At 62.0% G+C, this 13,787-nt stretch carries 12 protein-coding genes and 1 pseudogene; 4 read left to right on the forward strand and 9 right to left on the reverse strand.

The genetic code is table 11. From position 1 onward, the window contains the following. Positions 1–13 precede the first annotated feature (13 nt). The 4 genes from JQ573_RS38920 to JQ573_RS38935 all read right to left on the reverse strand — a co-directional run bounded on the left by JQ573_RS38920 (position 14) and on the right by JQ573_RS38935 (position 3,433). Positions 14–1,615 (reverse strand): hypothetical protein, encoded by a 1,602-nt coding sequence (locus JQ573_RS38920; protein WP_212320463.1) that lies wholly within the window; start codon positions 1,613–1,615, stop codon positions 14–16. A 404-nt stretch (positions 1,616–2,019) separates the two neighbouring features. Further along, the gene (locus JQ573_RS38925; RefSeq protein WP_188108185.1) at positions 2,020–2,163 is read right to left on the reverse strand and encodes a hypothetical protein; all 144 of its coding nucleotides are present in this window, start codon (positions 2,161–2,163) and stop codon (positions 2,020–2,022) included. 61 nt (positions 2,164–2,224) lie between these two features. Beyond that, positions 2,225–2,536: a DUF736 domain-containing protein gene (locus JQ573_RS38930; protein WP_018273795.1), complete on the reverse strand. Its 312-nt coding sequence runs from the start codon at positions 2,534–2,536 to the stop codon at positions 2,225–2,227. 714 nt (positions 2,537–3,250) lie between these two features. Continuing rightward, positions 3,251–3,433: a zinc ribbon domain-containing protein gene (locus JQ573_RS38935; protein WP_212020673.1), complete on the reverse strand. Its 183-nt coding sequence runs from the start codon at positions 3,431–3,433 to the stop codon at positions 3,251–3,253. A 129-nt stretch (positions 3,434–3,562) separates the two neighbouring features. Between JQ573_RS38935 and JQ573_RS40500 the strand changes: the two are divergent. Continuing rightward, a pseudogene (locus JQ573_RS40500) lies at positions 3,563–3,780 on the forward strand (hypothetical protein). A 144-nt stretch (positions 3,781–3,924) separates the two neighbouring features. On the opposite strand, the gene JQ573_RS38940 reads toward JQ573_RS40500, so the two are convergent. The 4 genes from JQ573_RS38940 to repA all read right to left on the reverse strand — a co-directional run bounded on the left by JQ573_RS38940 (position 3,925) and on the right by repA (position 8,112). Further along, positions 3,925–4,344, reverse strand: coding sequence for a hypothetical protein (locus tag JQ573_RS38940; protein ID WP_249132756.1), 420 nt, complete (start codon positions 4,342–4,344; stop codon positions 3,925–3,927). A 107-nt stretch (positions 4,345–4,451) separates the two neighbouring features. Further along, complete coding sequence (gene repC, locus JQ573_RS38945) at positions 4,452–5,684, reverse strand: plasmid replication protein RepC (protein WP_212320466.1); 1,233 nt, start codon at positions 5,682–5,684, stop codon at positions 4,452–4,454. 197 nt (positions 5,685–5,881) lie between these two features. After that, positions 5,882–6,901, reverse strand: a complete 1,020-nt coding sequence (gene repB / locus JQ573_RS38950) for a plasmid partitioning protein RepB (RefSeq protein WP_212320467.1) — start codon at positions 6,899–6,901, stop codon at positions 5,882–5,884. Further along, a complete protein-coding gene (repA, locus tag JQ573_RS38955) occupies positions 6,898–8,112 on the reverse strand; it encodes a plasmid partitioning protein RepA (RefSeq protein ID WP_212020665.1) in 1,215 nt (404 codons plus the stop codon). Before repA ends, repB begins: the two co-directional genes overlap by 4 nt. 1,961 nt (positions 8,113–10,073) lie before the next feature. On the opposite strand from repA, the gene JQ573_RS38960 reads away from it, so the two are divergent. The 3 genes from JQ573_RS38960 (at position 10,074) to JQ573_RS38970 (ending at position 13,208) form a co-directional block, all read left to right on the forward strand. Next, entirely contained in the window at positions 10,074–11,273 is a 1,200-nt protein-coding gene (locus JQ573_RS38960; RefSeq protein ID WP_212320468.1) for an RHE_PE00001 family protein, read from the forward strand. Between the two features lie 289 nt (positions 11,274–11,562). Continuing rightward, positions 11,563–12,300 (forward strand): type IV toxin-antitoxin system AbiEi family antitoxin domain-containing protein, encoded by a 738-nt coding sequence (locus tag JQ573_RS38965; protein ID WP_211404685.1) that lies wholly within the window; start codon positions 11,563–11,565, stop codon positions 12,298–12,300. After that, positions 12,297–13,208 (forward strand): nucleotidyl transferase AbiEii/AbiGii toxin family protein, encoded by a 912-nt coding sequence (locus tag JQ573_RS38970; protein WP_212320469.1) that lies wholly within the window; start codon positions 12,297–12,299, stop codon positions 13,206–13,208. Before JQ573_RS38965 ends, JQ573_RS38970 begins: the two co-directional genes overlap by 4 nt. A 224-nt stretch (positions 13,209–13,432) precedes the next feature. Here JQ573_RS38970 and JQ573_RS38975 read toward each other — a convergent pair whose 3' ends face one another. Next, positions 13,433–13,705, reverse strand: a complete 273-nt coding sequence (locus JQ573_RS38975; RefSeq protein WP_212320471.1) for a DUF736 domain-containing protein — start codon at positions 13,703–13,705, stop codon at positions 13,433–13,435. Positions 13,706–13,787 lie beyond the last annotated feature (82 nt).

A 13,787-nucleotide genomic window follows, 5' to 3' on the forward strand; every position in this document is an offset into this window, starting at 1 on the left:
CGCGGCACTTTTGCTAATTCTGAGCCATGAACTTTCGTGCGGCCGCGAGGTCCTCGCGCGAGGAGTCGCCATTGCGCGCCATGTCGACGACTTTCGCATAGTATTGGCGTGCCTTCACGGCGTCACCCGCCTTCTCGGCGGCGTGAGCGGCGCCAATCGTCGCGCCAAAGCGGTTCGGCTCCTTGCGCACGGTGCTTTCGAACGCGGCCAATGCCTCGGTCGCCATGCCGCGCTCGAGCAGCATGGTCCCGTAAAGCTCGCGTGCCGGGGCAAGCGGTCCCGGCGTCACGATGGATTTTTCGGTCTTGTCTTCCGCATCGGCGGCAAGGCGCATCGCTTCCAACGCCTCGGCCTGTTTTCCCTGGGCATTGAGCTGCCAGGCTGTGGCGACCTGCCGCTGAATGTCGACGATCTCAGCCCAATAGGCGTCCTTGTCCTGCTGCAGCTTGTCCCGCAACTCCGCCAGCTTGGCGATGTCCGGAGTTGCTGCGTCTGCATTGCCGGAGCGCGCGGCGCCAAGGGCGCGGGCGAAATAGGTGATCGCATCGACATAGGCAAACCGGCTCGGCTCGACCTTCAGCGCGGCAGCTCCCTGCCAATCACCGCGCTCAACCATATAGCGCGCCTGGCTGGCCGCTATCGCGTAGGGACCGGCGCGGACGGCCGGCGCATACCCCGTGGTCGCAACCATGTCCGCGATGACGTCGCGGGCTCGGCTGTCCTGCGCAAGCTGGAGCAGGGCGTAGACCATGTAGTCGTCGGCATGCAGCTGCTCGCTGGGGTCCTTGCCCTCCTTGGCAGCCTTGGCGGAGCGGCTATTGGCGTCGATGGATTCGTTCCAGTAGCCGACGCGCGTGAAGATGTGCGACGGCATATGTAAAGCGTGCGGCGCCGCCGGCGCGATCTCGGAATAGCGCTTGGCAGCGTCGAGACCTCGTTCTGCAATCGCCGGATAGTCGTAGAGGTGGATCAGGTAATGCGCGACGCCGGGGTGCCGCGGCTGCCGCTTGAAGATCGGCTCCAAGATGGCAGCGCCCTTGAGCTGGTTGGCATAGGTCTTGTCGTTTGGTGACGCCGTGACATTCAGCGTGATGGCGTAGGCGATCTGCGCCTCGTCATCATCGGGATAGCGCCCGGCGACGGCTTCGGTAGCCTTGAGATAGGCCTGCGCGCGTTGACCAAACGTCGTCTTTTCGTCGCCCGAATAGAAGGCCAGCAGCGCGTCGATATAGTCGCGTTCGCGTTCGCTCTTGGCGCCGAGTGCCTTGGCCTTCTGCAGAGCGCCGAGGCCCTCGGTGAGGTTTTCCTTCGGCGCGGGAAAATGCGGATTGTACAGCAGACTCAGGGCAATGCCCCAATAGGCGATCGCGCATTCCGGATCGGCCTGCAACGTCTCCTCGAAAATCTCTTTCGCGGGCCGGTACCAGAACGAGTGCTGATAGCGCATCCCGCGGTCAAAGCGGCGCTGCGCCACCTCGTTGCAGGAGGTCTGGAAGTGAACCTTGCCAAACTGCTCGTCTGTCCCATCCTCCGCGCGTGCGGCAGGCGTGGCGGAGATCGAGCCCAGGATAGCGAGGGCGAGAAGAGAGACGGTTCTCAAGGCGAGCGCGCGCATCGGCCCCTCCGTTTCTGTTCAGAAAGAATTTACTCAGATGGCGCCGATGAAGGCCGGGGCGCCGAAATTCGTAGTGCTGAAATTGGCGGTGGCAATTGCGTTGTTGGAAGGATTCGCCCATTCGCAATGCGAGTCAATACGAGCGGGCGGATTTTGCGTTAGGGAAGCACGCCTGTCAGGCTCCATCCGCCCGTGCGCGAAATCGTAAGGCGGATAGCGAAGCGTAGTCCGCATTACAGGGGCCGATCTGCCGCCGGGCGGGCACCGATCAGGTCGCGCGGGCGTTGCCGGTCGTTGGCCGGCTCGACCTGTGCGTAATGGTCGGGAAGATTGTGTTCGAGCTCATGAAGTATCGATCCTGATCGCGTAACGACGGTGCGTCGTAAGATGCAGGAGGAGGGGGCTTATGCCCCCTCCTCGGCTGCGAGCGCTTCGTTGCGTTGGCGGATGAGTTCGGCCAGTTCGACTTCGAGCGACTTGCGCTCCGCCGGCGTGAATACGCATCCGCGCAGCTCGGCGCGAACCTCTTCAATGGTGTCGATGGTCATGATCGCATCTCCAGTCGAAGGGAGTGGGCCACGCCTTGCGGCGGAGCCCACTGGCTGAGCCTCAGTCCCGGTTCGGCCGGGACCAGATCAGCTGGAGACCTTCCGCACCTTCGACCTCGGTCAGGGTGGCGTAAATCGGAGCGGGGAAGCTCGGATCGTCCAGCTTGACGGAGAGGTAGTCGCGCTCGGTGTCCTTGGCGGTCTTCTGCCAGGCAGCACCCAGTTCGACGTTGCCCGAGTAGATGCGGAAGTGCGGTCCCTTGTCGGAAGGGTTCTCGACACGGATTAGCTTGGCCTTGACGTTGAGGTTGAGCGTCTTGATGGCGCCGGAGAAGCCATTGCCCGTGGAGGTGAAGGTGCCGATGGTTGCCATTGTCTCATTCCCTTGGTTTTCTCGTGCCGCGCCTATCGCGACCTCGATGGCGGTCGTGAGACCGGAGGCGATCGACCTGCACCCGGAGGGCCGAAATGAAATGGAGGGCGGCCGGCAGCGACTTTCTTTGGACCGCGAGGAATGGTGCGCAGCGCCAGGGGAAGAAAGTCGAGGACGGTCGTTGCAGGGACAAGATCGAGAGCCCGCGAAGCGGGATCGGTCTTCGGTCAGACCAGCCTCTATCGAGGACGCTGATGGGGGCGCCTGTCGCGAAAACACAGGGAATGAAGACAGGCAGCCCTAGTCGGTTCGGCCATTCGCATCAAAGTAACGGGCGTCGCAACGAAACGTAGCTCACCTTAAGCAGGCCACCTAAGCGCCGCGTCATCACCCGCAATGGAAACCGTCGCTGTCAACAACGTCGGCGCACCTGTCGAACTCGCCATCGCAAGATCGATAACGAGGCTGGCGACGTACTCGCCAGTTGGATGCAACCCCGCCGTCCCCATCCATGCGACCGACCGCCCTGCGAGGCGTGAAACAGATGCTAGCCTCGCTGGACATGCCGGCCTCCGAGTCCGGGGCGATTCCGCCGGCACGCGCGATAGAACGAAGCTGGGCGTTCGGGTTGCAACTCCACAGCGTTGGAGAGGCTTGTGAGCACATTCGGCCTCTGCAGCAATCCGGCAGCCCGGCTCGATTTTAACTCGAGCGTTATTTGGCCGGCGCTCGCAGCGGGCTGTCGGCCCACTTCCGGGCGGCAGGATCGCGCAGCGGATCGTCCTCGCAGACCGGGCATACGTAGCGCGGCCGGCCGGGCGTGACATCGTCTGGCACGGCCGTCATCGGCTTACCGCACTTCGGGCACAGCTTCCGGCTGAGGTAGAGCGGAGTCATGGTTTTTGCCTGCCGGGACCAGCTTAGTTCCGCTTGCGCCGCGAGCACAAGTAGATCGACGAAAATTGTCCGCATGCACCAGACCGCTTGACGTGGAGCGCGTCTCACACTGAAATCCGATTTTCAGTGATGTTGCGGGGTGGCGTCGTAGAAGAATTTTACAGGGGCTTCGCGCAGCGGGCGCGCGATCTGGCGGAGAACGCCGATCCGTTCACCAAGCGGCGGCTACTCGACCTAGCCCAGCGATACGATCTCAAGAGCAGACCGGGAGCCCCGGACGGTCGGACCCTCCCGCCGCCGGCGCGACGCCACCGACGGCGCTGTTTTCCGGCTCCGGCGAAGCTTAAGACTAGTCGGAGCGCGGCCCGGTCGTCGGTTTTCTATGTGTTCATCGACCGGTCCGGGTGTCTGCCGCCCGCGGTCGCGGTGCTCGCGTTAGTACAAGCTAAGCCCTACTGCACTGAACCGCGCACGCGCGCCGCGAAGGGGGGTCATCGCCTGCGCCGCGCGATCTCGTCAGCAACCATGCCCTCCGCCCGCACCAGCCGCTCATGCATGGTCTCGAACATATCGAGTATCTCTTCATTGGGTTCATTCTTGCCCTGCTCGATCGCTTCGGCGACGAGTTCATCGAGGGGCCTCTCCTTCAACTGGCCTTTCTCCAGAAGCTCCTCAAACAGACTATCGCTGCTCGGTTGCGGTTGGATGCGACCGTCGGAGTTGCACCAAACGGTTAATGTCTGTTGTCCAAGAACGGCGTGCTCGACCATCTCCGCATCCAACGGAATCAGCGTCCCCCAGGCCTCGCCCGCCTCGTCCGCGAACCCCGCCACGTACATCCGTTGCTCCGCCGCGCCTTCATCACGAGGCTGGAGGAACGGCGTGAGGACGATTGGAGGGTGTTTTGCCATGGCGGTCTCTCCGAACGGCTTTGCGTCGACCCAGCGCAGCAGCTGGGTCAGTGGGCGTATTTTCGATCGCACGAAAAAGCAAGGTCTGGGAACGGCGCTTCATTGCCTCACGCCCGCTGTTTGTCTCGCCGGCGAGAATTGATCTGCGCCATCAGGATCGGACCAAGCGAAAATTCGCCGACCTCCGCTTTTCGCGTCAGACCGCGCAAATAACCGCCGGCGGAATTGATCGCCGTCCCGCGCTGCAGGATACACGCGACGACGATGGCTGCGGGCACCTCGCCCATAACCTTTCGCGCCTCCTCCCAAGCGCTCGGGCTGATGCCCAGCATCGATCGCACAACGGCCGCGGTCGCGAGGAAATCGCGCCAGTTCGAAATCCCACCTTTCGCATAATCGACGATGTCCGGGCATGCACTCAGGACCATTCCCAACGGATACGTACTCTCGGCGACTCGCGATGGTTGAGGTTTAGGTTCAGCTCTCGCCGCCCTGCCTTCTCGGAGGCTAGGTTCAAGTTCAATTAGGGCTTCGGTATTTGAATTCTGTATGTGGCGCTCAGAATGGGACTCATTGGCGCTCGAATTCTTGGATTTGATGTGTGCTTCCAGAAGATTGAGCACGTCATCAGCCAGCTGCGATAGCTCGTCGGCGATCGGCTCAAGCTCTTGGCGTGTCGCGGTCCGCGGAATCTGAGCGACCATTGCGCGGAACGCAGCATGCACCTCCTGCCAATCGGCAGGCCCCTGCCCCGCCCTTCGCGTTGGGACACCTTCCTCGATGCCAGTTGCAATCATCTTCGCGATGTCGCGCCGGCACAGCGTGATCCGCTCACGCACCAGTTTGAGGGCGCGGGCTTCGGCTTCGATATCGGCCGCCAGGCTCTCGAACTCTTCCGAGCGCACGACGAGCGGCGATAGATCGAAGCCGAAGGCGAGCTCGATTTCGCCGGCATCGTCCTTCCGCGCATACCGCTTGCCATTCGGACTGTCACGCCGAACGATCAGTCCCGCGTCGACCAGCACAGCGAGGTGACGCCGCAGCGTCGATGCCGGCATGCCGTGCGCCCGCCGACTGAGCTGATGGTTCGACGGGAAGACGATCAGATCATCCTCTCCTGTGAGCGCGGTCTCAGGATGGAAGGTCAGGAGCGCATTTAACACCGAGAGCGAACGCTCCGACACGCCAAGGCGCGGCCGTGCCGTGCAGATGGCGTGGAAGATCTTCCATTTGTGGACGATCTTTTCGGGAGGGCGTTCTGTTGCGACCATTTGGCTTGCCACATGGGCAAGCGTCAACGATCGCCGCCCGAAGGGCGTCGTTGGAGAATGTGACTGCATGTCTTTGCCTCAGCTGGGCAAAGGAAACCTGCTCGCCGAAACGACGATAAAATCGCGTAGAAACTCTTGACTGCGATTCGCGAAAGTGATTCTCTGTCAGTCGCCAAACTTGAAGAGAAGGGCTTCCGGAACTCCGTTTCGGGGGCCTTTTTCTTTTGCCTTGTCTGCTCCTGGTTCGTGTTTACGGGACGAGGCCATCAGGCCTCGGTAGTTTCCTGACCGCCGCTCGTCTTGGAAAAGGCGTCGAACAGCGCCGGGAGTTGGTCGACAAGAAATGCCGCGAACGTCGCCGAGACACTCTTGTCGAGGGTAAGCTTCAATTCGCGCTCGGCATGACGCACCTGCGCAATCTTATCGCCGGATGCGGAAAAGACCGGCTTCTCTTCCGAAGCCTTCGATGTGCCCGCGGACGGCGGACGGCTAGCTGCTGAGAATGCTGCGAGAAATCGTGCATCAGTTTCTCGCTCTGCAAATTTCGGATCAGCGATTGCCGCTCTGACACGTTTGAGCGCCGCCGCATCCTTGATCAATTCAGCGAATGACTGCCAGCGGCCGCGGCCAACTTTCGGAGCCTTCCCGATTGCTTGAACGACATCGGTTGGAACTGACCGGGCCACGGCAAGAAGTTTCGAGGCCTCCGCTCGATCGATCGACAACGCATCTTGCACGATTGACCGGCTATGCCCGGCATCTTCGATATGCATCGCGAAGGTGGCGCGCTCAATGAAGCTCAGATCTTCGCGTGGTGCGTTCTCGAGCCCTTGCGCCACGACAAGCGCTTCATCTGACAGCGATCGCACAATCGCTTTGACGGGGATACCCAACTCCCGCGTAGCGCGGACGCGGCGATGACCGTAGGCGCTCTGGTAGCGCCCTTTTACTTCAGGATGCTCCCGAACGAGAACGGGCACTTCTTGGCCACGCTGTGAGATCGACTGTTTAAGCGCCTCGAACGAGCTATCATCCTGGTCGCGAAAGCGGTCGGCCAGCGGTGACGGATCGATAAGCGAGGGGTCGATCTCGAGGATCATAGCCCCGGATGCAATTCTATCGCGAAGCTCCTCGTTCTCTTTCTCGACTCCGGAAAAAGTGTCTTTCAACGAGCGGACTGACCCCGACGAGACCCGCGGCAACGCACCGGGCATGTTGTCAGCTGACAACGCAGTTGATTGCGGGGCCGTGAAAAGGCTCTTGATAGTGTCAGTACGTTTGCTCATCGACCCCACACCTTCTTAAGAAGTTGCGCGATTTCGGCATTGACCGCGTCGACCGATTCCAATGCGCGGTCGTAGGCGCCCCGCCCTACGGCGCCGCGCTCCAGCTCGTAAAGTGATTGCTTGGTGAGACCAGCATTGGCGATCGCGGTCGATTTCCACACTGTGGCCTGGAGCACGTCCGATCCAAAAAGGGTCCGGAGGAGAGCCACGATTTGCGCTTCGGGCACGTCATTGGGATCATGACGCGTAATGACGTACCGGATGAAATCGTGATCGAGTCGCCCGCCAGCTTCCTCGATGACGGACATGAGGTCCGACGTCATGAGGAGAAATTGGCTCATGGATGCAACATCGACCATCTGAGGATGGATGGTCACGAGCATCGCGGTCGCCGCGTTCAGCGCGCCCATGGTCAAGTAACCAAGTTGGGGTGGGCAGTCGATGACGACGACGTCATAGTCGTCGGCGACTTGGTCGATGGCGCTGGCGACACGGCGAAAGAATAAGTCGTGTCCGCGTTCACGCCGCTCGACCATTGCTCGAGGTGTTGTGTGCTCGAACTCCATAAGCTCGAGATTGCCTGGAACGAGACCTATCCCGTCAAAATAGGTCGGCCGAACGACCTCGCGCATTGGCCGCCGGTGTTCGTCATATCGTATGGCGCCGTAGAGGGTTTCGTTCGCGGCGATGTCGAACTCGGGTTGGTACCCGAACATTGCTGACAGAGAAGCTTGCGGATCGAGATCGATCGCGAGGACCCGAAAGCCGGCAAGGGCGAGGTATTGCGAAAGATACAACGCCGTCGTCGTCTTGGCGGAGCCGCCTTTGAAGTTCGCGACGGTGATGATTTGTAGCTTGTCGCCTGGGCGCCGGCGCGGAAGAAATTCCATTGCTTCGCGGGGCCGCGCGGTGGCTAGATACCCACGCAACTCATGAATCTGACCCAGAGTGTAAGACCGTCGTCCCCCGATTCCTGTCGCTGGGGTCGGTCCAAGTCCGTCGAGAGAAAGCTGCCGAAGATACCCATCGGACACTCCCGCAATTCGTGCAACCTCCCCTGAGGTGAACGACCGGAGCGACTTGCTCGCTGAAGGCGGGAAAAGCGTCGTCGCGAGCGAGCGAAGCTGGCCGGAAAGAATGCCGGCATGCCGAGAGATCCGCGCAGACGCGGTCTCGCTCATCGTAACCAAATCTTCCGCTAAGATCGCCATTTGCCTTCTCAAGACGGTTTTTGCGCGTCAGACGCCTAAACTCCGTCTTGAGAGATGGCCACGATTCTATGATTTGAGCAAGAAATAAAGGGTTAACGAGTTCTTAACGCCCGATGGCGCGCCCAACAGCGAGCAAACGGCCGATTGGCGTCGCCTTGCTGTTGTCAGCTGACAACAATGGCCCCAGCCGGCGGAGCGAGCCTCTACTATAGCGTGATTCGGCTGGGCTCCACGGACCACCCCAAGCGTCATTCTGCAGTCACGCCACCTGCTGCTCCGATCAGTGTTGCTACCCCGCGGCGCGCCGGGGCCTCCTTCCATGCGCAGTAAACTCCTCGCCTCTGGTATCGACTCAGCGTGCACCGGGCTTGACGGGGGGTTTTCTCTCCCCGCGCGAACGTCCCTATTTCCCGCTTCCCAGCCAGTCGTCGCCCCCGGGGAATTGCTTCGTCGGAATGCGAGGTGGGTCCGCTCAAGCTACTCAACCCCGACGCCCGGACCGGCGGTCCCACGAAAGGCGCCCTGCCCCGCCGCGTCGAAACACCCGAGCAGGATAGCGAGCGGCAGGACGTTGTGGGATGTTGGATCGCCAGGTCCGGACGCAGTTAAGCTGTCACGGCGTTGGCCGATGCGCTACCGCGGCATTGTACTGGGCGCCACTCGCACGAAGCGCGGCACACGGTAACAGGTCTCCAACCGGTCGGGCGACCAGGTGTCGAATCTGCGATTGCTCTTGCGCAGCCTGATCGCACCGAGGGGGCCCGGCCGCAGCGCCACCAACCAGCCCGGCCCTGCCTGCGGCGAAGCAGGATAACGTGGCCCCGGGTCCTCACCTGGACCGGCACGCCGTACTGCAGATCGGCTTGCGCCGAGCCGGATCCAAGGCTTGGGAGACGGTAAGTTCCACGCCCGTGCGCCGCATTAGGATTCCATCCCAAGCAAGGGGCTTCGATCGCAGGGCATCAGGAAGGCGCGACGGATGTTGTCAGCTGACAACATCATCTCCCTGCGACCGGCCGCCCAAGAGGATGGCGGCGCCAGTATCGGCAGGCGAACGCGCAGCCGGCCCCTATCGTAGTCGGCATCGGGATCAAGGCGTGACCGTGGATTGTCCAGAAGGAACTGGACGACGAGCAAGTTGAGCTCGCGCCTTGCCTGGATCCGATGCGTCAGGAAGCTAATGCGCGGTGTCCGGCGTCGAAACGGCACTGCGTTCGCGGGCGCAAGGCCGACCGACAATCCAATCTGGCAGAGTTGCGTGACATCAGAACGAGGTCGGTTCGATCGGGCAGGGGAGAATCGACTCACGCGGTGCCAGCTACCAACCAGTCCCTGGAGCAGTTGTTGTCAGCTGACAACAATCTGTGTCCTGCGGTCATTTGGATCCACGTCGCCGACGCACGTCCGTCCCGTCGAGCCATGCCCGTCAGCCCTCGTCGATCTGGATCCGATGAGTTCATTCGGAAAAGATTGGTCTCGCCTCCAGCCCAGGACATGCGAAGCACCACCGGAAGACTGGGAGGTCGGCATTCATAGAATACTAACCATAAGAAACCTGATGACCTCTGCGCGTCCTTATGACCCTCACTACGGTAAGGGCGACACCCGGTTCAATCTCGGGGACCCTCTCGCCTAGAACCGCTGATGTTCAAGGGCGCCGATTTCCCCCAGACCGACGAGGCGGCCTGACAAGCGCTACTATCGGAGCGAGGCGGGGCATGGCAGAAGTTCTGAACGGTGATTCGCGGCGAAGCTGCCAAGCCGACTGAAGCCAGCCCGAGAGCTATGCTGCGACCGGACCGACGAAGCGTCCGAAAGAGGGCAGGGAGCTGCCAATCGGCGCGCCCTCTCGGCGGTTGAAGCCACGGCCGCCAAGGCGCTAGAACCGCTGATTGGCGAACCGAATTCAATCCTTTTGATCGGGCAATGATCGAGAAGGGACGTCCGGAACCGACATCGCTATGACGGAAGCAAAGGTCGTGTTAGTTTCCGTTTCGTTGGTTCCCATTAAGGTTATCAAGACCTTGCTGTGCAGCTACAAAATCCCCGATCCGCTGCCCTGGGCCCAGCTCGTCGGGCCGCTCGCCGCCGCCGAGGATGCACTGGCCCGCCTCGACGAGCGGCTGGCCAAAAGCCCAATCCGCGACGGCGCAATCAGCCGGACGCACTTCACTGATGCCTGCGCCAGTCTGTGGCTGGACGGCGAACTTGTCCACCTCGATGACCTCGTCCTCCACGACGCCGGCATGGACGTCCGCGCCCCCACCCACGAGCTGACGCGCGCCCATGCGGTGCTGCGCGCCCGTCGGCGCATCGCCGATGCGAAGCCGGAGTGGGCGCTGTCAGCTACCGGGCTCACCAGCCTCCGCGGCCGGGGCGAGCGAGAACAGGAGACGAGCAACCGGAAGGGAGGTGAGGGGAGTCTTGAGGTGGACGACGACGTGGAGCGGGAGGAGGTGGATCTTGAAGGGCCGATCGGCGTCCTTGAGACCGATGCCCACCTGACCGCTGCCTTCGACGCGGTCGACGCAGCGAACGCTAGGGCGGAGCGCAGGCTTGCCGACGAGACTCGGTTTCGGCCTGATCGGGATTCTCTCGTCTACGATCCTGACTGGGATGAAGAGGGACGGCTCGACCACTGGCGCGCCGTGGTCGACCAAACCCGCTGCCTGCCGCCGAGCCTCGCAGGGGCGATTGCCGCCGACGCCTGGGGTGAGATCGAGCCGCTCGAGCACACGCCGTGGCTCGGCCGCCTGCTCGCCGCGGCACTGTTGAGGGACCGCGGCAAAACGCGCTGGCATCTGCCGTGCCTCCATGCTGGTCTGAAGAACATTCCGCGTGAGCGCCGGCGGCCACGCGACGCCGCAGCGCGTTTGGTCGTGCAACTCGACGCCATGACCGCCGCCGCAGAATCTGGCCGTAAGGACCACGACCGCTGGCTGATGACCAGAAATCTGCTTGCCCGAAAACTCGCCGGCCGCCGGGCCACTTCAAATCTGCCGGCTCTCCTCGACTATGTGCTGACCAGGCCGATCGTCTCCGCGGGCATGATTGCGGCGGAGCTCGGGATCACTCCCCGTGCTGCCCAAAACCTGGTGGCCGAACTCGGCCTGCGCGAGGCGACCGGGCGGGGACGCTATCGGGCGTGGGGCGTCCTGTAGCGGCGAAAGTCGGTGCTATGGATGCTCGGCCGCCGAGCCGAGAATAAGACACAAAAACGCCGCCCGCTTGAAATTCAGCGCAGGCGGCGGCCTTTCCAGCCCCGGGAGGGTGTGACGCAAAACCCCGGTAACGCTCAATACACCGGACCGAGGCCTTTATTCCAGCTGGCGCGCGGAGAGGAAGGCCTGAAGATTGACTTGGTTTGATCTTACTTATCGTAGCTCAACTACGATATTGACGTCAAATCTAATAGTGGCAGTGGTTTAGAATAGAGCGTATTATCGTAGTATGGCTACGATTCACAGGGATAAGCTAAACAAGCTTTATACCCACTTGGCGCCCGCGATGCCGCTGACCTCCGATGACCTCGCCGCCCTCGGAATCTCGGCTGACCTTGCCGTCCACTATGTCCGTGCCGGCTGGTTGCAACGGCTGGCCCGCGGCGTGTATTGCCGGCCGAACGATCCGCCCGCCTTGCATCCGAGCCTCGTCCTGCTGCAGCGGAGTTTCGAAGGATTGCATGTCGGCGGCAAGTCCGCGCTCGACTGGCACGGCATACGGCAATACCTGTCCCAACGGCCTGTCCTCCACCTCTATGGCTGGAAAGCGGGACGCCTTCCGGACTGGTTCACCGAGCGCTTCCCAGCCGAGTACCACCGCAAGCGACTCTTCAAGGAAGAGCCCGGCGCGCTGCTTCATGTCCGGCCTTTCGAGAACCGCAAGGGCGGCCCTCTCGTCTCGGCGCCGGAACGCGCGTTGCTGGAGGTGTTAAGCGAAGTCGGCGTCCGGCAGCCGCTGCAAGAAGCGCGCGAGCTGGTCGAAAGCACTTACAGCCTGCGTGCCGATTTGCTGCGAGACCTGCTTAAGCGGTGCACCAGCGTCAAGACCGTTCGCCTGTGCTTGCAGCTCGGCCGCGAACTCTCGCAGCCTTGGGCCGGCAAGCTCGATCCGTCTCAGTTGCCCAAGGGCAGCGACAGGGCCTGGGTGTCACGCTCCGATGATGGGCTCCTGGTGTTGAAGCCATGAACCAGATCTACCTCGACAGCGCACGGTTGCTGACACACGTCGCGCCGCTGGTGCTCGTCGAGGATACGTTCGCACTCAAGGGCGGCACGGCGATCAACCTGTTCGTGCGCGACATGCCGCGGCTGTCGGTCGATCTCGATCTGGTGTTTCCCGACCACACACTGCAGCGCGAGCAGGCGCTGCAGCACATCAACGAGGCCATCCGTCAGTCGGCCGCGCGCCTGCAGAAGCAGGGCTTCCAGACCCATGCGCCGGCCGCAACGGATTCCGGCGAGACCAAGCTGCTGGTGCGTCGGGGCGGCATCGAAGTCAAAGTCGAGGTCAATTTCGTCATGCGTGGCACCGTCCATCCGGTGCGCATGGCGTCGCTGACAGAGACTGCGCGCGACACGCTGCAAGCGGATGTCGAAATCCCGGTGGTGTCGTTCGAAGACATGTATGGCGGCAAATTGGTTGCGGCGATGGACCGGCAGCATCCCCGCGATCTGTTCGACGTCACCGAGCTTTTCGCGCACGAGGGAATCACGCCTGGCATCCGCCGCGCCTTCGTCGTCTATCTCGCGAGCCATAACCGGCCGGTGCACGAAGTCCTGTTTCCGTCACTGCGCGACATCCGGCAGGATTTCGAGCACAATTTCGCGGGCATGACCGCCGAGCCCGTTGAGCTCGATGCGCTCTTGGCAGCGCGCGAGCGAATGATGCGCGAACTGCAGCAAGGTCTGACCCCCGATGAGCGCCGCTTCCTGCTGTCGCTGGTTGCCGCAGCGCCCGAATGGTCGCTACTGGGCCTGCCGCACTTGGAGCAGCTTCCCGGATTGCGATGGAAGCTGCAAAACCTCGAACGGCTTCGGAAGACCAATGCCCGAAAATTCGCCGAGCAATCGGATGCGCTGGGTCGGCTATTATAGCTGAGTATCAGCTTGAAAATTCACTCCTCGACCGTCCGACAGGAATGCTTCCGCCCTTCAACGTACGTGATGGGCCGTCGCCGCGGGTTGGCTATCGATGATAGCAATATAGGCGGCGTGATGAGGCAGCACTTGCCAACTTTACACGCGCGTTCAAAATCGGTCGCCTTTCCGGCCCTACGAGCGAAGGCCCCGCCTCTCGGCGGGGCCACCTGCGCGGCGTCTCAGTCGCGGTTCGGGCGAGACCAGATGAGCGAGTGGCCTTCCTCGCCTTCCACCTCGACCAGCGTGGCGTAGATGGGAGCCGCGAAGCTCGGGTCGTCCAACTTGACCGAGAGATAGTCGCGGTTCTGCTCCTGGGACTTCTTCTTCCAACCGGCGCCGAACTCGATGGTGCCTGCGAAGATCCGGTAGTCCGGGGCCTTCTCCGAGGTCCGCTCGGCCGGGACGATCTTGGCCTTCACGGTGCCGAGGGCAAGGGTCTTAACGGTACCCACGAAGCCGTTTTAGGTCAGTTGGCAACCGTCTTTCTGAAATGAAGCGGTTGATCCGATAGCGACATTTTCTGAAGGACACTTC

The sequence above is a fragment of the Bradyrhizobium sp. AUGA SZCCT0105 genome, from assembly GCF_018129565.1.
GTDB lineage: Bacteria > Pseudomonadota > Alphaproteobacteria > Rhizobiales > Xanthobacteraceae > Bradyrhizobium.